The following is a 19,183-nucleotide window of genomic DNA, read 5'->3' as shown; positions in this document are numbered from 1 at the left end:
AGCAGTTTTTCTATGGAGGGTAAATATTGATGCGTGTTTCTAAGCGGAGTTATTTAGCGGGGTTGTTGGCAATTTCGACGAGCCTAATGCCTTTGTCGTTAATGGCGGCGGATGAGGGATTATTTACGCCTTTTCCTACGGCGAAATTAAAGGATGAATTGACGCGCCATTATGCCGAATATCCCTTTATTATCAGCGCGGGTGAACAAAGGTCTGACTATCGTTTTAAGCCTATCTTCGGTCAGGTCCATCAGCAAAAATACAAATTAGCGCCCGAATATAGCCCTGCGCATATTCTCGACAATTACCGTGAGCAGATTAAACAGCTTGGTGGCGAAGTCCTATTCGAGTGTCTGCTTGAGGCCTGTGGTGATTCTCGCTTATTGCGAGAGAAAATTGCCCTGTTGGATGGTGTTATTGGTGTTGAAAGTGGTTACTTGTTTGCTCGAGTTAAGAATGAGCAAAAAGAGTTTTATACCGCCATACAAGCAGCAGTTATGGATGATTCTGCGGGTCTTCATATTACGACGCTCGAGGTGATCCCCGAGCCGTTAGATTTAGTCACGGTTAATGCCGCATTTTTACAGCAGGCGCCTAAGCAAATCGAGTTTAAAGATAATCAAAAGAAGGATACCAACGGCGCCGAGGATCATCCGCTTATCAGCCGCCTAAAGGGAAGCTATATTCAGGACTTTAAACGCCAAGGCTTTGCGAGCACTGACTTTGTGTCTTCAATGGATACAAGCAATAAGCCTGTGCTGGTGGAGCGTGCGGGTAAGTTGACTCAAAATGGCTATTCAATACCAAAGGAATATTCGGGTTACGAAGTGTTCACTAACTACAAGGTGGCGTTGACTAAACTCGGATTCGAGACGCAATTTGAGTGTCAGGGAAAGGCCTGTGGTAGGGAGGATTGGTTTATCAAAGCCATCGATTCTCTAGTGAATATTGGTAACGAAGACAGCCAGTTTTATGGCTGGTATACATTAACGCGCCCCGAGGGCAATGTGCATGTAAGTACTTATACCATTGGCTTTATTGGCGGCTTATGGACAGAGTTACGGGTATTGGAAGAAACTCAACTTAAGGACGATCGCGTGGGGATCAATCTTGAGGCGCTGACCGACCAAATCGAAGCCAAGGGGCATGTTGCCTTAGAGGGGCTGCTATTCGAGTACGATAGCGACAAGTTATTGCCAGAAGCGCTGCCAGTTGTGGAAGTGCTGGCGAGTTATTTAAAAACTAACCCTAGCCGCGCATTTTATGTGGTGGGTCATACCGATGACAAAGGTAATCAAGCCTATAACCAAGGTCTATCCCAACGCCGCGCGGTGGCGATTGTGAAGTTATTGACCACGAGTCATGGTATTAAAGCTCAACAGCTTGAAGCTGTGGGTATTGGCGAGCATGCGCCCATTGCCAGCAATAATGATGAGGCGGGGCAGCAGCAGAATCGCCGTGTCGAGTTAGTATTGAGATCGGATGCTAAGTAAGCCCAATTGTTTGATTCAATTGATATAAAAATGGCGTCAGCTCTTGTCGAGTTGGCGCCATTTTTGTTTACCTGTGATAGCTCAGCCGACGTCTCTGCCAAGCGATATTCAGGCTAAGGCTAAGATAGTGCCGGGAAGGAGAGTGAACTGCCAATTCCCAATGGCAGACCTAGGGCCCAGTAAGCGAGTAAGAAACCGCTCCAAAGCAGCAGAAAACTGATTGAAAACGGCAGCATCAGCGCCACTAAGGTGCCTATGCCTGATTCCTTAACGTATTTTTGGCAAAACACCACTATCAGCGGAAAGTAAGGCATCAGCGGGGTAATGATATTGGTCGACGAGTCGCCCACGCGGTATGCGGCTTGAGTCAAATCGGGCGATACGCCCAGCTCCATTAACATGGGGACCATAATGGCACCAATCAAGGCCCATTTGGCCGACGCTGAGCCGACTAATAGATTGACGAACGCGGTGAGAAACACAATCCCCACCAAAGTCACACCCATAGGAAGGGCCAATTCCTTTAACGCCAACGCGCCTTTAATGGCCATTAATGCGCCTAAATTGGATTGGCCAAAGGCATAAATAAACTGAGCACAGAAAAAGGCCATGACGATGTAATAACCCATACCGCTCATGGACTTACTCATGCCTTGAATAATGGCTCTGTGGTTATTCGCCGTGCCCGCAACATAGCCATAGACTATGCCTGGCACGAGGAAGAATACAAAAATAATCGCCACAATGGAGCGCATTAAAGGAGCCGAGGCGCTGGTTAGCGCGCCATCGGTACCCCGCCAGGCAGAGTTGTCACCATAGGCGCTAAACACCAGCCCTAAGGCACACAACAACATGGCGGCCATGGCGAATTTGAGTCCGCGGCGCTCATGGGGTTGCAGCTCATCTAGGGTTGGGAGCGTGCTGGGATCGCCATTCACTGTTGTGTTTTTTAGGCGCGGCTCAATCACTTTATCCGTTAAGAACCAGCCAACTAAGATAATTAAAATGGCAGAAGCCGACGTAAAGAAGATATTATTCAGTGGGTTAATTGTTAATGTTGCGGCAGCTGGGTCGGCCGATAATCTTGCTGCTGCCTGAGTTAAGCCCGCTAACATAGGGTCAAGACTCGATGGCACGCCAACGGTTGCAGAAAAACCACCGGATACGCCAGCGAAAGCGGCGGCAATACCGGCTAAGGGATGACGACCCGCGGCATAGAAGATCACCGCGCCGAGCGGGATAACCAGTACATAACCCGCATCAACCGCGACATGGCTTAGAATACCCACGGCTATCAATACCGGAGTGAGTAACATCTTGGGGGTCACCGATAAAATCGAGCGCAGGCCCGCATTAATAAAGCCGGTATGCTCAGCCACGCCAAGCCCCAGCATAGCAACCAGCACGACACCGAGCGGTGGGAAAGTCACAAAGGTGGAGACTATGTTCGAGGTAAATGCCGTCAGTGCGCCGCCTTCGAGCATATTCACGACTTGAATGGGGTTGCCAGTACGAGGGTCGATTTCATCAAAACTGACACCCGATAATCCCCAGGAGATCAGCCAGACTAGGCCCAGAAACATCGCAAATAATACCGCCGGATCGGGCAGTTTATTGCCGACGACTTCGACGCCATTGAGAAATCGCTGGAATCCAGTGACAGGTTTATGGTTTTCCATTTGGGTGCCGCTTCCTAAAAATGATGATTGTTATCGGCGATTATAAAAACGTAGCATTAATTTAAGCTTGGTTTAACTAATCGATAAGAAATAAAACACATAAAAATCTATCGCAGCGACGTTCGTGTGGGCCGATTTCATCGTCTCTAAATCAATTTAGCCGCAAATAAAAAGCGCGGGTTCATCGCTGACCCCGCGCTTTTTTACTCAACAATGTGTTTGATTACATTATCTAAATGAATCCGCTACGCGCTTATGCCTTTGGACCAGCGTTGCGGATAGCGTCTGACACTTGATACTTAGCGAAGTTTTTAGTGAAAGCTTCGGCCAGTTTTTGGGCGTATTCGGCATATAGCGCTTTATCGCCCCAAGTGTTGATTGGATTGAGTAAGTTGCTGTCTACGCCTGTGACTGCCACAGGAACGGCGAGGTTCAAGGTGTCTAAGTGGACGGTTTGCACATCTTTCAACTCACCGCTGACAATCGCATCGACGATGGCGCGGGTGGTGGGGATGTCAAAACGTTTACCTACACCGTGTGGACCGCCAGTCCAGCCGGTGTTGACTAAGTACACTTGGCTACCGAATGACTCAATGCGCTTCATCAACAGTTCAGCGTACACGCCAGCAGGGCGTGGGAAGAAAGGTGCACCGAAGCAGGTTGAGAAGGTCGATTGGATCGCTGAGGTTGAACCGATTTCAGTCGAACCGACTTTAGCCGTGTAGCCAGACAAGAAGTGGTATGCCGCTTGTTCTTTGGTCAGGATAGAAACTGGTGGTAAAACGCCAGACACGTCGCAAGTTAAGAACACAACCGCATGTGGCTCGGCGCCGCAGTTATCTTCTTTACGTTGGGCGATGTGCTCCAGCGGATACGCTGCGCGAGTATTTTCCGTTAGGCTACTGTCTTTGTAGTTAGGTACGCGGTGTTCGTCCATCACGACGTTTTCAAGCACAGTACCGAAACGAATCGCATCCCAAATAACAGGCTCATTCTTCTGGCTTAAGTCGATACATTTGGCGTAGCAACCGCCTTCAATATTGAATACGCCGCCAGGTGCCCAGCCGTGTTCATCGTCACCAATTAGGAAGCGTTTTGGATCGGCAGAGAGTGTGGTTTTACCTGTGCCTGACAGACCGAAGAATAGCGTAGTGTCGCCATCTTTACCCACGTTAGCCGAGCAGTGCATAGGCAGCACGCCTTGGGCTGGCAGCAGGAAGTTTTGTACAGAAAACATAGACTTTTTCATTTCGCCAGCGTATTTCAGGCCAGCTAGCAGCACTTTACGTTCGGCGAAGTTTAAAATCACGGCTGCATCTGAGTTAGTGCCATCACGCGCGGGATCGCAAACAAAGTCAGGGGCATTGATGATCTGCCACACTGGCTTGTCTTTACGGTTAAATTCTTCTGGGATGATAAAAAGGTTGCGGGCGAACAGTTGGTGCCAAGCGTATTGCGTGGTGACACGTACTGGTTGGTAATGCTCAGTATCGGCACCGACTTCGAGATCAGATACAAACAGTTCTTTATCGGCTAGGTAAGCTTCTACCCGCGCCCATAAACCTTCAAAAGCACCGGGATCGAAAGCTTGATTGACTGGGCCCCATTCGATGTCTGCTTCTGAGCTGGGTTCTCTTACGATAAAGCGATCGCCGGGTGAGCGACCACTGCGAGCGCCTGTTTTAGCGACTAATGCGCCATTGGCTGTCAATTCACCTTCGCCGCGTAGCAGGGCAAATTCGACAAGTTGTGCTGTTGAGGGGTTAAAGTGAACGCGGTTTAATCCATCCGCCATAGTGAGGTCTCCATTTGATTTGTAAGGTTATTTTTGTTATCGATCGTCTGCCGATTTTGTTTTATTTATCACCTAAGTCGTGCTAGGTAACAAAGTGAGGCGATTGTAGCCTAAGCCGAGTGCAATGTGTGAGGGGATTGTGGGGATGAATAAAAAATGGGCGCCGAATCGGGCGCCCATATTGTTTAGCTTTGATGAACCGGTTAAGTGATTATTGCTGAGTCGCGGATGACTGACCGTTCGCAAATAATGCCGCTACGTCTATGGCATCAAAGGTGTATTTTGCGTGGCAATATTCGCAGCCCATTTCAATCTTGCCGTCTTCGGCGAGAATGGCTTCGATTTCTGCTTGATCTAAGGTTTTGATTGCGCCGGCACTGCGTTCATGGGAACAGGTGCATTTAAAGCTCACATCGATAGGATCGAATAGACGCACTTCTTCCTGATGATAGAGGCGATGTAATACGCTTTCTGCATCAAGAGTGAATAACTCTTCGGCCTTGATGGTCGACGTTAGTTGGCTCAAGTGTTCGAAGTCGGCGTTGTGATCTTGCTGGCTTGGCAGAATTTGTAGGAACATGCCCGCCGCTTGTTTGCCGTCGGCAAATAACCAAATGCCTGTTGGTAACTGTTCAGATTGATTGAAGTATTCTTCAACACAGGCCGCAAGTGTTGGCTTGTCCAGTGCGACCACACCTTGGTAGCGCTCACCTTCATCGGGTGTTAAGGTGATGACCATATAGCCCTGACCGAACAGATCGGTAAGGCTAGCATCATCGGCAAGTTCAGCATTCCAGCGAGCCACACCGCGTAACTCTTGAAGATTGTTACCGTTGATCACTGCTAAAGAAACAGGGCCGTTGCCTTGTAACTGCACGCTGATATCGCCGCTAAATTTTAATGTCGCGGTTAATAGCGAGGTGGCCGCCATTAATTCACCCAACAGCACTTGCAGTACGGCTGGATATTCTTGGGCGCTGATCACTTGTTGATAGCTGTCTTGTAACTGCACCAGTTCACCACGCACATCGGCATTGTCGAACAAGTAGCGGTGTAAAGTATCTTGGTTCATCGTGTATCTCACTGTTAAAGGTCTTTAAAGCGCATGAGCTGACGTCGTTGCTTTTTATCTGGTTTCTGATCGGGTATCGGGTTATTGAGCATGTGGAGACGTCGTTGCTCAGCATTAATGGCCCGTTTAGCCAGGCTTGTCGAGGTTTCTTCGTACAATTCTTGTGCAATCGCACCACTTTGGCGTAATTGCGATAATTTTTTTATGACGATCTCTTTATCGTCATATCCTTGGCGTATCTTAAGGACGGCGCCTATCTCGGCATTCCTACTAGATTTGGCGCGCTGGCCGTTGTAATGTACTTTGCCGCCGTTAATCATTTCTTTGGCGATGGCACGGGTTTTATAGAAACGTGCAGCCCAAAGCCACTTATCGAGTCGAATGTCTGTTTTGTCGCTTTGACTTTGCGTCATAGTGTCTCCAGCTAAAAGATCGATGAGTTCACATGCCGAGCAAGAAAATGCGTGAAGTGCATTTCTATTATGTTAAAGGGTGGCGTGCTTCACACCCTTTTGTGGCGGGCAAAGTTAGCATAATTGGCCTATTTTCGCCAATTTGAATGCTGTTATGGGCTTGTTGCCAAATGCAGCCTAGGTTAGCATGAGGCGGTTATTGCCTAATTATTATAATCAGAACAGAGACCTGTATCGAGGGTCCACATAAAATATGGATTTATTAGATAAAGTTATCGCAAAAGCCATTGGCATGCCCCATAAACTCCTAAGCCGGATTGTCTTCTGGTTGGGCTTTATTGTGATCATGTTGTTAGCTGCGCAAATTACATGGAAATTAGTGCCTACTCACTCATCTGCCAGTGCTTGGTCCCCAACGCCCGTAAGCGTGAATGGCAAAGGTGCCGGTCAGGTTGATCTCGCAGGTCTGCAGCAGCTTGGACTCTTTGGTAAGGCGGATGCGACATCTGATAAACCTAAAGTCGAAGTCGTTGAGACTGTGACCGACGCACCTAAGACTACACTTTCAATTCAGCTGACTGGGGTTGTCGCATCGACGGCCGACCAAAAAGGCTTAGCGATTATTGAGTCCAGCGGCAGCCAAGAAACCTACAGTTTAGGTGATAAGATCAAGGGCACTTCTGCATCACTCAAAGAAGTCTATGCCGACCGCATCATCATCACTAACGCTGGCCGTTACGAGACCTTAATGCTCGATGGCTTAGTCTATACCAGCCAAAGCCCTGCTAATCAGCAATTACAACAAGCTAAAAGCAATAAGGCGGACTCGGCAGTGAGCCGTGTCGATCAACGTAAAAATGCCGAAATCTCCCAAGAACTCGCCGAATCTCGCACCGAATTGTTAGCCGACCCCAGTAAGATCACCGATTACATTGCCATTTCACCCGTGAGACAAGGTGATTCTGTGGCGGGTTATCGTTTGAATCCAGGGAAAGACGCCAATTTGTTTAAGCAGGCGGGTTTTAAAGCCAATGATTTAGCCAAATCGATTAATGGATACGACTTGACCATAATGAGTCAGGCGTTAGAAATGATGAGCCAATTACCCGAGTTAACCGAAGTGTCCATTATGGTTGAGCGGGAAGGACAATTGGTTGAAATCATGTTTAGTTTGCCGCAATAACACGCGTTAGAGGAAAGAAAAAGAATGAATAACAAAAGGATTCGACGCAAGCTGATTGCTGGGGTTGTTGCGGGTGCAGCCATGTTCTCCTCCCAATTCGCTTGGTCTGAACAATATGCGGCCAACTTTAAGGGCACAGATATTCAAGAGTTTATCAATATCGTTGGTAAAAACCTGAATAAGACCATCATAGTCGACCCAACCATCCGCGGAAAAATCAACGTTCGCAGTTATGACCTGCTGAATGATGAACAGTATTACCAGTTCTTCCTCAACGTCTTACAAGTCTACGGTTATGCCATCGTTGAGATGGAAAATAACGTCATTAAAGTCATCAAGGACAAAGACGCCAAAACCGCAGCCATCCGAGTGGCAAATGATAACGAACCCGGCATGGGTGATGAAATGGTCACCCGCATCGTGGCCTTATATAACACTGAGGCCAAACAATTAGCGCCCTTGTTACGCCAATTAAATGATAACGCGGGTGGCGGTAACGTAGTGAACTACGATCCCTCCAACGTCTTGATGTTGTCTGGCCGTGCTGCCGTGGTGAATAAGTTGGTTGAAATTGTCCGCCGCGTAGATAAGCAGGGCGATACTTCAGTACAAGTCGTGCCGCTCGAATACGCTTCTGCGGGGGAAATGGTACGAATTATCGATACCCTTTACCGTGCCACGGCTAACCAAGCTCAATTGCCAGGCCAAGCGCCAAAAGTGGTTGCCGACGAACGCATCAACGCTGTGGTTGTTAGCGGTGATGAAAAGAGTCGCCAACGTGTGGTCGAGCTTATTCATCGTCTCGATGCCGAGCAAGCCAGCACGGGCAACACTAAGGTGCGTTACTTACGTTATGCCAAGGCCGAAGATTTAGTTGAAGTGCTGACAGGGTTTGCCCAAAAATTAGAGGGTGATAAAGACCCAAGCGCTCAGGCTGCTGGTGGTAAACGCCGTAATGAAATCAATATCATGGCGCATACTGAAACCAATGCCTTAGTGATCAGCGCCGAGCCCGATCAAATGCGGACTATCGAGAGCGTGATTAATCAACTCGATATTCGCCGTGCTCAAGTGTTAGTTGAAGCGATTATCGTGGAAGTGGCTGAGGGCGATAACGTTGGCTTCGGTGTGCAATGGGCGGCGAAAGCGGGCGGCGGCACTCAGTTTAATAACTTAGGCCCAACCATAGGTGAGATTGGCGCTGGTGTATGGGCGGCACAACCTATTGAAGGTGATCTTGTCTGTTCTGGTACTAACTTAGATAATTGTAAGAAAAACCCTGATAAGCAAGGCGATGTGACACTACTTGCCCAAGCTTTAGGTAAAGTGAACGGTATGGCATGGGGTGTGGCCATGGGTGACTTTGGTGCGCTGATCCAAGCCGTATCCAGTGACACTAACTCAAACGTACTGGCTACACCTTCTATTACTACCTTGGATAACCAAGAAGCATCTTTCATCGTCGGTGATGAAGTGCCTATTCTGACTGGCTCTACCGCCAGCTCTAACAATAGCAACCCATTCCAAACCGTTGAACGTAAAGAGGTTGGGGTTAAGTTGAAAGTGGTGCCGCAGATCAACGAAGGCAATGCGGTTAAGCTGACGATTGAGCAGGAAGTATCAGGAGTTAACGGTAATACAGGTGTGGATATTTCCTTTGCGACACGCCGTTTAACCACTACCGTTATGGCTGATTCAGGGCAAATTGTGGTTCTGGGTGGTTTGATCAACGAAGAAGTGCAAGAAAGTGTGCAAAAAGTACCTTTCTTGGGTGATATTCCTATTTTGGGACATTTATTTAAATCTTCTTCTAGCAAAAAGACCAAGAAAAACCTGATGATCTTTATTAAGCCAACCATTATTCGTGATGGTGTGACTATGGAAGGGATTGCGGGCCGTAAATACAACTATTTCAGAGCATTACAACTTGAGCAGCAAGAGCGTGGCGTAAACTTAATGCCAAATACGCAAGTGCCTGTGTTGGAAGAATGGAATCAATCAGAGTATTTGCCGCCAGAAGTTAACGCGATTTTAGAGCGTTACAAAGAGGGCAAAGGCCTAGATACTCAGATGCGTAAAACAGATCCGACTTTAAAGTCACTGGAAGAAAACAAGAATAAAGATAAAACCAATGAGTGAAATACAATTATCCCAAGTCGATGACCTCAGCCAAGTCTCCAATGAGCTAGGTCTGGAAGCTGAAGGTGATGAGGTGTTTCGTTCGAGCAGTAAAGAGCGTTTACCCTTTGCCTTTGCCCATCGCCACGATGTGGTGCTTGCGCCGGGTGAAACGGGCGAGTTGAGCTTATTTTATACCAGCAAAACACCGTTAGCGGCCATGCTCGAAGCACGGCGCTATTCGGGTGTCGATTTGCCTTTGGTTAAGCTCGAAGTCGCTAAGTTTGAGGCCAAACTCACTCAAGCGTATCAGGCTAACTCGTCTGAAGCGCAGCAGTTGATGGAAGATATCGGCAACGAGATGGATTTATTCACCCTTGCCGAAGAGCTGCCGCAGACCGAAGACTTGCTCGAAGGTGATGATGACGCGCCTATCATCAAACTGATTAATGCCTTGTTATCTGAAGCGATTAAAGAAGAAGCGTCGGATATCCACATCGAAACCTACGAGAAACAGCTGGTGGTGCGTTTCCGCATCGATGGTGTGCTCAAGGAAGTCCTCAAGCCAAACCGTAAGCTGTCGTCGCTGTTAGTGTCGCGGATTAAGGTGATGGCGCGCCTCGATATCGCCGAAAAACGTGTACCACAGGATGGCCGTATTTCCCTGCGTATTGCTGGTCGTGCGGTGGATGTGCGGGTATCGACCATGCCATCGAGCCATGGTGAGCGCGTCGTGCTGCGTCTGCTGGATAAAAATACTGGCAACCTCGATTTAGAGCAATTGGGGATGACCGACAGTATTCGCGTTAAGTTTGAAGATCTTATCCGTCGCCCCCACGGTATTATTCTGGTGACTGGCCCAACGGGCTCGGGTAAAAGTACCACCTTGTATGCGGGTTTGACTGAGATTAACTCTAAAGACACCAACATACTTACCGTGGAAGACCCAATCGAATATGAGTTAGACGGCATAGGCCAGACCCAAGTTAACATTAAGGCTGACATGACTTTCGCTCGAGGTCTGCGCGCGATTTTGCGTCAAGATCCCGATGTGGTGATGATAGGTGAAATCCGTGACCTCGAAACCGCGCAAATTGCGGTGCAAGCATCACTGACTGGTCACATGGTGATTTCAACCCTGCATACCAACACGGCCTCGGGCGCAATTACGCGTTTGCAAGACATGGGCGTTGAGCCATTCCTTGTATCATCGAGTTTGCTCGGTGTGTTGGCGCAACGTTTGATCCGTACCCTTTGTCCCAAATGTAAAATTGAGCACGTGCCCGATGCACGTGAGCGTGAGTTACTGGGCATAGCGGCCGATGACGACAGACGTATCTTCCGCGCCAATGGTTGTAAATCCTGTGGTAACAATGGCTACCGTGGTCGAACCGGTATTCATGAATTATTGTTGGTTGATGACAATGTACGCGAATTGATCCATGGCGGCCGCGGTGAGTTAGCTATCGAAAAGTATATCCGTCAGTCTGTGCCGAGCATTCGTCACGATGGCATGAGCAAAGTGCTCGCGGGCATCACCACTCTCGAAGAAGTGCTACGTGTGACTCGCGAGGAGTAATTTATGCCAGCATTTGAATATAAGGCATTGGATGCCAAGGGAAAGCAGCTTAAGGGCGTAATCGAGGCGGATACCGCCAGACACGCCCGCAGCCAGTTGCGCGATCAGCGCATGATGCCCTTAGAAATTCTGCCTGTTGCTGAAAAAGAAGCCAAAGCCAAAAGCAGCAGCTTTGCGTTTTTCAAACGGGGTATCTCGGTCGCTGAATTAGCCTTGATCACCCGTCAAATCGCGACCTTAGTGGCCGCAGGTTTACCGATTGAAGAATCCCTCAAGGCCGTTGGTCAGCAATGCGAAAAAGATCGCCTTGCAAGTATGATTATGGCGGTACGTTCGCGGGTGGTGGAAGGTTATAGTCTGGCCGACTCCTTGGCTGAATTTCCGCATATTTTCGATGATTTATACCGTGCCATGGTGGCCTCGGGCGAAAAGTCCGGTCACTTAGAAGTGGTGCTTAATCGATTGGCGGATTACACAGAGCGACGCCAACAGCTTAAATCTAAGCTGACCCAAGCCATGATTTATCCCGCAGTATTGACCACAGTGGCGATTGGGGTGATTTCTATCCTGCTGGCGGCGGTGGTGCCGAAAGTCGTTGGCCAGTTTGAACACATGGGCGCCGAGTTACCCGCTTCGACCCGCTTCTTGATTTCGGCCTCTGACTTTGTGCAAAACTACGGTGTGTTTGTGGTCATTGCCCTAGTGATGCTGTTCGCGCTCTTTCGGCGCATGTTAAAGTCGCCTGCGTTTCGAATGAAGTACGACAATTTTTTATTGAGCATGCCAGTTGTTGGCCGCGTGAGTAAGGGCTTAAATACGGCACGTTTTGCACGGACCTTAAGTATCTTATCCGCAAGCTCTGTGCCTTTGCTCGACGGTATGCGTATCGCCAGTGAAGTATTGCAGAATGTGCGAGTACGGGCTGCAGTGGATGATGCGACTGCGCGGGTGCGTGAAGGAACTAGCTTAGGTGCGGCATTGACTAATACTAAGTTGTTTCCGGCAATGATGTTGTACATGATTGCCTCGGGCGAAAAGAGTGGCCAGCTTGAGCAAATGTTAGAACGCGCCGCCGATAACCAAGACAGGGAATTCGAGGGCAACGTCAATATAGCGTTAGGGGTATTTGAACCTATGCTGGTGGTGAGTATGGCGTGTGTGGTGCTGTTTATTGTGATGGCGATTCTGCAGCCAATCTTAGCCTTGAATAACTTGATTAGCGGTTAATTTTTTGAATTTATGGATTATGACCAAGTCGATTGGCATAGGGTTTTTTAGGAGAAGTAGTCGATGCAAATGAACAAGAAACATCAAGGTTTTACCTTACTCGAAGTGATGGTGGTTATTGTTATTTTAGGGATTTTAGCCTCTATGGTGGTGCCTAACTTAATGGGTAACAAAGATAAAGCTGACCAACAAAAAGCAGTATCTGACATAGTCGCACTCGAAAATGCCTTAGACATGTATAAGTTAGACAACGGCATCTACCCGACGACCGAGCAAGGTCTAGAAGCCTTAGTGCAAAAACCAACGATTTCACCTGAGCCACGTAATTACCGTGAAGATGGTTATGTCAAACGTCTGCCAGAAGATCCATGGCGCAATAAGTACTTGCTGCTCAGCCCTGGCGAAAACGGCAAGCTAGATATATTCACAGCAGGCCCAGATGGTCAACCAGGTACCGAAGATGACATCGGTAACTGGAATTTACAGAATTTCCAATAAGATGCTAAAGCTGCGCCACGCTGGTTTCACCTTAATGGAGGTGATGCTAGTGATCTTGTTGATGGGACTCACGGCAGCGGCTGTGACTATGTCTATCGGCAATTCGGGCCCACAACAGGCCCTAGATAGAACGGCGCGGCAGTTTATCGCTGCCACTGAAATGGTGCTAGATGAGACCGTTTTGAGTGGCCAATTTATTGGGATTGTGATTGAGAAAACCAGTTATCAGTTTGTTTTTTATAAAGACGGTAAGTGGGAGCCTTTGGACAAAGACAGACTCTTGTCTGAAAAGCAGATGGAGCCGGGTGTCGTGATGAACTTAGTGCTCGATGGTTTGCCCTTGGTACAAGACGATGAAGAAGACGATTCTTGGTTTGAAGAACCACTGATTGAGCCCTCTGCCGATGACAAGAAGAAACATCCTGAGCCACAGGTCATGCTATTCCCGAGCGGTGAAATGAGCGCTTTTGAGCTGACGTTTATCGCCAAAACTGACAAAGGTCAGCAGGCCGAAGCGTTAGTGGTCGGCGATGCGCTGGGCAGATTAACCATAGGGCGCCCCGATGAAACGCGTTAAGGGCATGACTTTACTCGAAGTGATTGTGGCCCTTGCCGTGTTTTCGATTGCGGCCGTGTCGATCACTAAAAGTTTGGGCGAGCAGATGGCCAACATGCCGATTCTGGAATCGCGCACTTTGGCACAGTGGGTGGCCGATAATCAGATGGTCGATGCCAGACTTGAGCCGCAGTTTCCTGAAATCGGTAAAAAAGAAGGCCAAGTTGAACTCGCAGGAAAGGATTGGTATTGGCGTAAAGAAGTGGTGAAAACCACGGACGATAATTTTCGTATGATCCGGATTAGCGTGAGTGAAGACGAACGCTATCAGCGTATTGCAGCACAAGTGAGCAGTTATGTCCTTAAAACTGACTAGTGCGCAGCGGGGATTTACCCTGCTAGAAATGCTGATCGCTATCGCGATTTTCGCCATGATAGGTTTGGCTTCTAATGCCGTGCTCAGCACTGTGCTGACTAACGATGAAGTGACGCGCACTTTCTCTACTCGGCTTAAAGCCCTGCAGCAAGGCTTTGGTGCGATTGAGCGTGATCTCGCCCAAATGGTGGCGCGTACACCCAGATTACTCGAAGGGGGTCGAGGTTCGACCGTCTTCCAAACGGGCAATGATATCTTAGACTCGGAATCAGAAGCCTTAGTGTTTTACCGTTTAGGTTGGTTAAATCCCGACGGTTTATTACCGCGGGGCAGCTTGCAGTCTGTGGCGTTTGTGGTGCACGAAGGACGACTGGAGCGTTGGCATTTTCCTTATCCTGAGCCTGAATTTGGCGCTGAGCCGATTAAGACAGTGGTCATAGATAAAGTGTTGTCGGTGGAATATTCCTTCTTTATGGATGACAAATGGGAGCGCAAAGTAGAAGCGACTAAGTTGCCTAAAGCGATCGCCATGGAAATTGAGATTGAAGGCTTAGGCAAGATCCAACGTAAGTTCTTGCTGCCGCTAGGTGCTGCCGCACCTGAAAAGTCTAAGGATGATGATAATAAAGACGAAAATCCGGACGATGCTAACAAAGATAAAAACGACGATGGCAGTGGTACAGGCAATGGTTCCGGTGACCCAGATTCTGGCGATACCGGAGACGGTGATCCTGATGCAGAGGGCCGCGAATGAGAACCCAATCTCGGTCTAAACAGCGCGGCGTTGCACTGATCGTTGTGCTCTTGATAGTGGCTATGGTGGTGATCATCGCGACAAATATCACTGGCCGTAATCAGTTGTCCATGCGCCGAACCTTAAACTTGGCTCAGTACGATCAAGCTTATTGGTATGCGATTTCCGCCGAAGAACTGGCGAAGAAGATTTTAAAACAAGATTTAGATGACTCTGAAGGTCGAGTCCACAGGCAGCAATATTGGGCCATGGCCGATGTGGTTTTTCCTGCGGAATACGGTGAAATCGCGGGCAAGATCACTGACATGCGCGCCTGTTTTAATTTAAACGCCTTGTCCGCGACCACGAAAGAGGTGGAAAACGGTCAACCTAAGCTGCCCTTGGCGGCGAAGCAATATAAGGCTTTGTTGGTGAGTTTAGGGATGGACGACTTTAGTGCGGACCGTCTGACTCAGACCTTAAAAGATTATATCGACGATGACACCACGGCCAGCCCTTATGGTGCCGAAGATGCCGAATACGAAGCGCGTAATGTGCCATACCGTGCGGCCAATACGCTGATGAATCATCGCAGTGAGTTGCGGGCGGTGATGGGATACACCCAAGATATCTATTTGAAACTCTTGCCCTATGTTTGTGTGATCCCAGGCAATGATAGGCAATTGCTTAACGTCAATACCTTAGAAGTTGAGCAAGCGGCGTTATTAGCTGGCATGCTCGATAATCAGATTTCGGTCGGCGAAGCAGAAAGTATCATCAACCAACGCCCCGGCGATGGTTTTGACAAAATCGAAGATTTTTATGAAAGCTCATCTATGGGCTCGATCAAGTGGGAAGGTGCCATGAAGTCGAGTTTTGTCATCGATAGCCAATATTTTCTGTTGGCCTCGGGGGCGAAAGTCGATAACGCCGTATTTAGAATGGAAAGCGTGCTCAAAAAGGGCGGCGGCAACAAAATGGAAGTGCTCACCCGTCAGTTTGGTGGACAAAAATAATGGCAGTGCTCACCCGGCAGGGTTTGATGTTGGTGGCCAAAAATAATAGCAACGAGCTCAGTCACGCTTTTTTGACTGGGACTGGTGGAGAAAAACTGTGAGTGAACGGCTATTTATTCGCTTGGGCAGAACAGCAGAGCAAGCATGCTCATGGCTCGTTTGGTCTGAGCAAGAACAGGAAATTATCGCCTCTGGCGAGCTCGCCAATGCCCAAGGTTTGTCGACCTTAACTGAGCGTGCGGGTAACCGTCCCGTCGATGTGTTAGTGCCCGCCGCGGCAATGACACTCACTAGCGTGCATTTACCCGAAAAAGGCCAACGCCAAGCCTTGAAAGCCTTGCCCTTTATGCTCGAAGAAGCTTTAGCCGAGGACGTGGATGCCATGCATTTTACCGTCGGCCCGCGTGATGGCGATGCCTTAAGCGTGGTCGCCGTGGCCCATGAGCAAATGCAGACTTGGCTGAGTTGTTTGACCGAAGCGGGTTTAAAAGTGAAGCGCATCGTACCCGACTGCTTAGCCTTACCATTGCAAGAGTGCCAATGGGCGGCAATGAATTTTGGTAATGAACTATTACTGCGTACCGGATTCGCGACAGGCCAGAGTTTACCTTTGCCTTGGTTACCGATTGCGCTGGAGCAACTTAGGCCCGCACAGGGCGAAGTGTCTGTCGCCAGTTATACCGATATGCAACTCGAAGGTGTTGAGCTTAAGCCGCAGTCACTTGAGCTACCTATGTTAGTGTTAGCCCGAGGTATTTTGCATGCGCCAGTGAACTTACTGAGCGGCGTTTACACGCCTAAGCGTGAATACAGCAAACAGTTGATGATGTGGAAGAGCGCTGCCATCGTTATCGCCATCGCTTGTGTGCTGGCCTTAGTGAATAAAGGGCTGACCATACATCAAGTCAATGGTCAGATTGCCGATCTTAAAGCTCAGAGCGAATCCATTTATCAGCAAGTGGTGCCGGGGAATTCGCGCATTGTTAACCTGCGTTCGCAGATGGAAAGTCAATTACGCGCATTGCAGGGACAGGGCAGTGGCGCCGAGTTTTTTGTCATGCTCGATGGGTTACAGGATGCTTTTAAGCAAGTGCCTGAACTTAAACCTAATAGCTTAAGATTCGAAAGCGCGCGTAACGAGATCCGCATGCAAGTGAGTGCGAAAAACTACGCGCAAATCGAGAAGTTTAAAGAGATCGTTGGTCGTCGTTTCCAACTCGATGGCGGCACTATGAATAGCGGTGAAGATCAAGTCACCAGTACCTTAACCTTGAGGAGCAAATAAGATGGATAATTTGCGGACTTGGTGGCAAGGGCTCGCATCGCGCGAGCAGCAGTTAGTCGGTTTTTGTTCGGTATTTTTAGTCATTGGTATTTTTTATTGGGGTGTTTGGACGCCGATCGCCACTGCCGAAGCCGATGCATTACGTAACCTCACTGCACAGCAACAGACGTTGAACTATGTAAAACAAACGGCGAATAAAATTGCGGGTTTGAAGCAAAACGGCGCTAAGCCGACTATGTCGGGTAGTTTAAGCTCAGTGGTTAACCAGACTGCGGGCAATTATGGGTTAGTGATTACTCGTATGCAGCCCCAAGGCGATAAGATCCAAGTGTGGATGGATGATGTTCCTTTTGATGCCTTGTTGGGTTATTTGAGTGAGTTAGTGCAGAAAAAAGGACTATCACTCGAAAGTGTTGATTTGGCAGAGGCCGATGCCCCTGGCTATGTCAAAGTTAGACGTATCCAACTGTCGCAATAAATTAAGGTGTAGCTGTGAGTTTGATAAAAAAAGTCATCATAGGCGTACTGATTTATTTAGTATTTTTAGTCGTTCTATTTCCCGCTAAGATTGCGATAGCGTTAGCGCCATTACCTGCAAATATCAGTGTTTCGGGTGTGAGCGGCAGTATTTGGTCTGGCAACATAGAAACCTTAAGTATGCCGCAACGCCAGTTAGAACAAGTGCGTTGGGATCTGAGTCCTTGGGCCTTGTTGTTAGGTAAAGTGAAAGTTGATTTTCAAGTGGGCAGCCGCGCAACGCCTGTCAGCGCTAAGGGATTAGTCTCTTGGTCCATGGGCGGCTTAAGTGCGCAGGGGTTACGTTTCGAAGCGCCAGATAGCTTTTTACTCGGCAATGCAAAACTGCCCTTTAAAACCGAAATCTCCGGTGAAGTCAGCCTATTAGTCGAGACGTTAGAGCAAGGTAAACCTTGGTGCGAGCAATTGTCTGGTAAGCTGTTTTTGAATCAAACCAATGTTAAAAACCAGTTTGGCAATTATCCACTAGGCAATATCGAACTCGGCCTGAGTTGCGTTGATGGCAAAGCGCAATTAGCCACAGATGAAGCCAAAAACCAGCTCGGCATCGTCGGCACTTTGCAGTTAGACGAAGGCAATATGGTCAAAGTAGCAGCTAAGATTAAAGAGACGGCTGAGCAACCAGAAGATATGCGTAAGTCACTGGGTATGCTAGGCAAACGCGGCAGCGACGGTTATTTCCCTGTGATATATCAGGGACGTATTCCTGGGTTATAGTGCTGTTTCAGCGCGCGATGATAGATCTGCATTATGATGAAAACGAAGGCACCTTAGGTGCCTTTTTTATTGTCTTTTTATCGTGTTAGATCATTGAGTAGCGAGTGATAGTCGGTAATCGCGGGGAAATCTTGAAAGACCTTGACTGGCTTTTTACTGTCTGGGTTAGCAATCCCCAATTGATGGCCTACGCCGGCAAGTTTAGCGGCCTTGAGTATGGGTTCGCTGTCGTCGATAAAGAGACAGCGGCTTGGTTCAAGGTTGAATTGCTTAAACAAGGTCAGCCAGAATTGTGGATGCTCCTTGGGGTAACCCGTCTCGTGGCTGGAGATCATGGCATCGAGCCCAGCGGCCAGCTCTGTATGTTCAAGCTTTAAGGCAAGACTCTTAGGGTGGGCATTGGTCACCAGAATGCGCTGTTTACCCGCAGAGGCCAAGGCCGCTAAAAATGGCATGCTGTCTTGGCGCAGCTGAATGCTATCCACTAAAGTGCGATGTAAACCCATAATGTCGAGTTGTAGCTGCTCCTGCCAATAATCGAGACAGTACCAATCGAGTGTGCCGACGACTTTTTCATAGGCATTTACGACTAACTGCTGCGCTTCGTCCTCGCTCAGACCCCGTTGCCTGCTTAATTCCTGCGGCACTAAACTCAGCCAAAAATGGTTGTCGAAGTGCAAATCCAATAGAGTGCCGTCCATGTCGAGCAGAACTGTATCGATAGTCTTCCAGTTAAACATTGGTATTTCCTATTCTTTGCATGATGAACAACGCCTGCGATTAACGCGTGAGCAGGGTAATTTTCAAAGGCTGTCATTATGATTTTTCACGCAACTTGTATGCTCATATCTTTGTGCTAGTCTTGGATGACTAATTATTTTTAGTCTGAAAATTAAGCGGTTGGAT

Annotated in this window: 18 protein-coding genes; 13 read left to right on the top strand and 5 right to left on the bottom strand. The window is 48.4% G+C overall.

Annotated elements, in window-relative coordinates:
* Positions 1-29 precede the first annotated feature (29 nt).
* Complete coding sequence (locus AYJ58_RS02075) at positions 30-1,493, top strand: OmpA family protein (RefSeq protein WP_106648514.1); 1,464 nt, start codon at positions 30-32, stop codon at positions 1,491-1,493.
* A gap of 119 nt (positions 1,494-1,612) precedes the next feature.
* Here the strand turns inward: AYJ58_RS02075 and AYJ58_RS02070 are convergent, their stop codons facing one another.
* The 4 genes from AYJ58_RS02070 to hslR all read right to left on the bottom strand — a co-directional run bounded on the left by AYJ58_RS02070 (position 1,613) and on the right by hslR (position 6,452).
* The gene (locus AYJ58_RS02070; RefSeq protein ID WP_106648512.1) at positions 1,613-3,172 is read right to left on the bottom strand and encodes an AbgT family transporter; all 1,560 of its coding nucleotides are present in this window, start codon (positions 3,170-3,172) and stop codon (positions 1,613-1,615) included.
* Between the two features lie 253 nt (positions 3,173-3,425).
* Positions 3,426-4,967: a phosphoenolpyruvate carboxykinase gene (locus AYJ58_RS02065; RefSeq protein ID WP_106648509.1), complete on the bottom strand. Its 1,542-nt coding sequence runs from the start codon at positions 4,965-4,967 to the stop codon at positions 3,426-3,428.
* Between the two features lie 211 nt (positions 4,968-5,178).
* Entirely contained in the window at positions 5,179-6,039 is an 861-nt protein-coding gene (hslO, locus tag AYJ58_RS02060) for an Hsp33 family molecular chaperone HslO (RefSeq protein ID WP_106648507.1), read from the bottom strand.
* 14 nt (positions 6,040-6,053) lie between these two features.
* The gene (gene hslR, locus AYJ58_RS02055) at positions 6,054-6,452 is read right to left on the bottom strand and encodes a ribosome-associated heat shock protein Hsp15 (protein ID WP_106648504.1); all 399 of its coding nucleotides are present in this window, start codon (positions 6,450-6,452) and stop codon (positions 6,054-6,056) included.
* 253 nt (positions 6,453-6,705) lie between these two features.
* Between hslR and gspC the strand changes: the two genes are divergently transcribed.
* The 12 genes from gspC (at position 6,706) to AYJ58_RS01995 (ending at position 18,277) form a co-directional block, all read left to right on the top strand.
* Positions 6,706-7,635: a type II secretion system protein GspC gene (gene gspC / locus AYJ58_RS02050; RefSeq protein WP_106648501.1), complete on the top strand. Its 930-nt coding sequence runs from the start codon at positions 6,706-6,708 to the stop codon at positions 7,633-7,635.
* Between the two features lie 24 nt (positions 7,636-7,659).
* Positions 7,660-9,774, top strand: a complete 2,115-nt coding sequence (gene gspD / locus AYJ58_RS02045) for a type II secretion system secretin GspD (RefSeq protein WP_106648500.1) — start codon at positions 7,660-7,662, stop codon at positions 9,772-9,774.
* A complete protein-coding gene (gspE, locus tag AYJ58_RS02040; RefSeq protein ID WP_106648499.1) occupies positions 9,767-11,332 on the top strand; it encodes a type II secretion system ATPase GspE in 1,566 nt (521 codons plus the stop codon). Before gspD ends, gspE begins: the two co-directional genes overlap by 8 nt.
* 3 nt (positions 11,333-11,335) lie before the next feature.
* Positions 11,336-12,559, top strand: a complete 1,224-nt coding sequence (gspF, locus tag AYJ58_RS02035; protein WP_106648498.1) for a type II secretion system inner membrane protein GspF — start codon at positions 11,336-11,338, stop codon at positions 12,557-12,559.
* Positions 12,560-12,622: 63 nt separating this feature from the next.
* Entirely contained in the window at positions 12,623-13,057 is a 435-nt protein-coding gene (gene gspG / locus AYJ58_RS02030; RefSeq protein WP_006083645.1) for a type II secretion system major pseudopilin GspG, read from the top strand.
* A gap of 1 nt (position 13,058) precedes the next feature.
* Positions 13,059-13,634: a type II secretion system minor pseudopilin GspH gene (gene gspH, locus AYJ58_RS02025; protein WP_011848173.1), complete on the top strand. Its 576-nt coding sequence runs from the start codon at positions 13,059-13,061 to the stop codon at positions 13,632-13,634.
* Positions 13,621-13,989 (top strand): type II secretion system minor pseudopilin GspI, encoded by a 369-nt coding sequence (gene gspI, locus AYJ58_RS02020; protein WP_011982092.1) that lies wholly within the window; start codon positions 13,621-13,623, stop codon positions 13,987-13,989. The genes gspH and gspI overlap by 14 nt, the downstream gene beginning before the upstream one ends.
* Positions 13,970-14,743: a type II secretion system minor pseudopilin GspJ gene (gene gspJ / locus AYJ58_RS02015; RefSeq protein ID WP_106648497.1), complete on the top strand. Its 774-nt coding sequence runs from the start codon at positions 13,970-13,972 to the stop codon at positions 14,741-14,743. The genes gspI and gspJ overlap by 20 nt, the downstream gene beginning before the upstream one ends.
* Positions 14,740-15,738, top strand: a complete 999-nt coding sequence (gspK, locus tag AYJ58_RS02010) for a type II secretion system minor pseudopilin GspK (RefSeq protein WP_106648496.1) — start codon at positions 14,740-14,742, stop codon at positions 15,736-15,738. Before gspJ ends, gspK begins: the two co-directional genes overlap by 4 nt.
* A 97-nt stretch (positions 15,739-15,835) precedes the next feature.
* Positions 15,836-17,023, top strand: a complete 1,188-nt coding sequence (gene gspL / locus AYJ58_RS02005) for a type II secretion system protein GspL (protein WP_106648495.1) — start codon at positions 15,836-15,838, stop codon at positions 17,021-17,023.
* Between the two features lies 1 nt (position 17,024).
* On the top strand, positions 17,025-17,501 hold the full coding sequence (locus AYJ58_RS02000) for a type II secretion system protein M (protein WP_106648494.1): 477 nt from the start codon (positions 17,025-17,027) through the stop codon (positions 17,499-17,501).
* A gap of 14 nt (positions 17,502-17,515) precedes the next feature.
* Positions 17,516-18,277, top strand: coding sequence for a type II secretion system protein N (locus AYJ58_RS01995; protein WP_106648493.1), 762 nt, complete (start codon positions 17,516-17,518; stop codon positions 18,275-18,277).
* Between the two features lie 77 nt (positions 18,278-18,354).
* Here AYJ58_RS01995 and yrfG read toward each other — a convergent pair whose 3' ends face one another.
* Complete coding sequence (gene yrfG / locus AYJ58_RS01990) at positions 18,355-19,017, bottom strand: GMP/IMP nucleotidase (RefSeq protein ID WP_106648492.1); 663 nt, start codon at positions 19,015-19,017, stop codon at positions 18,355-18,357.
* Positions 19,018-19,183 lie beyond the last annotated feature (166 nt).

It is taken from the genome of Shewanella sp. Pdp11 (assembly GCF_002838165.1).
Lineage (GTDB): Bacteria > Pseudomonadota > Gammaproteobacteria > Enterobacterales > Shewanellaceae > Shewanella > Shewanella hafniensis.
The sequence above is the reverse complement of the archived record's forward strand: the minus strand, read 5'-3'. Positions and strand labels throughout refer to the sequence as shown.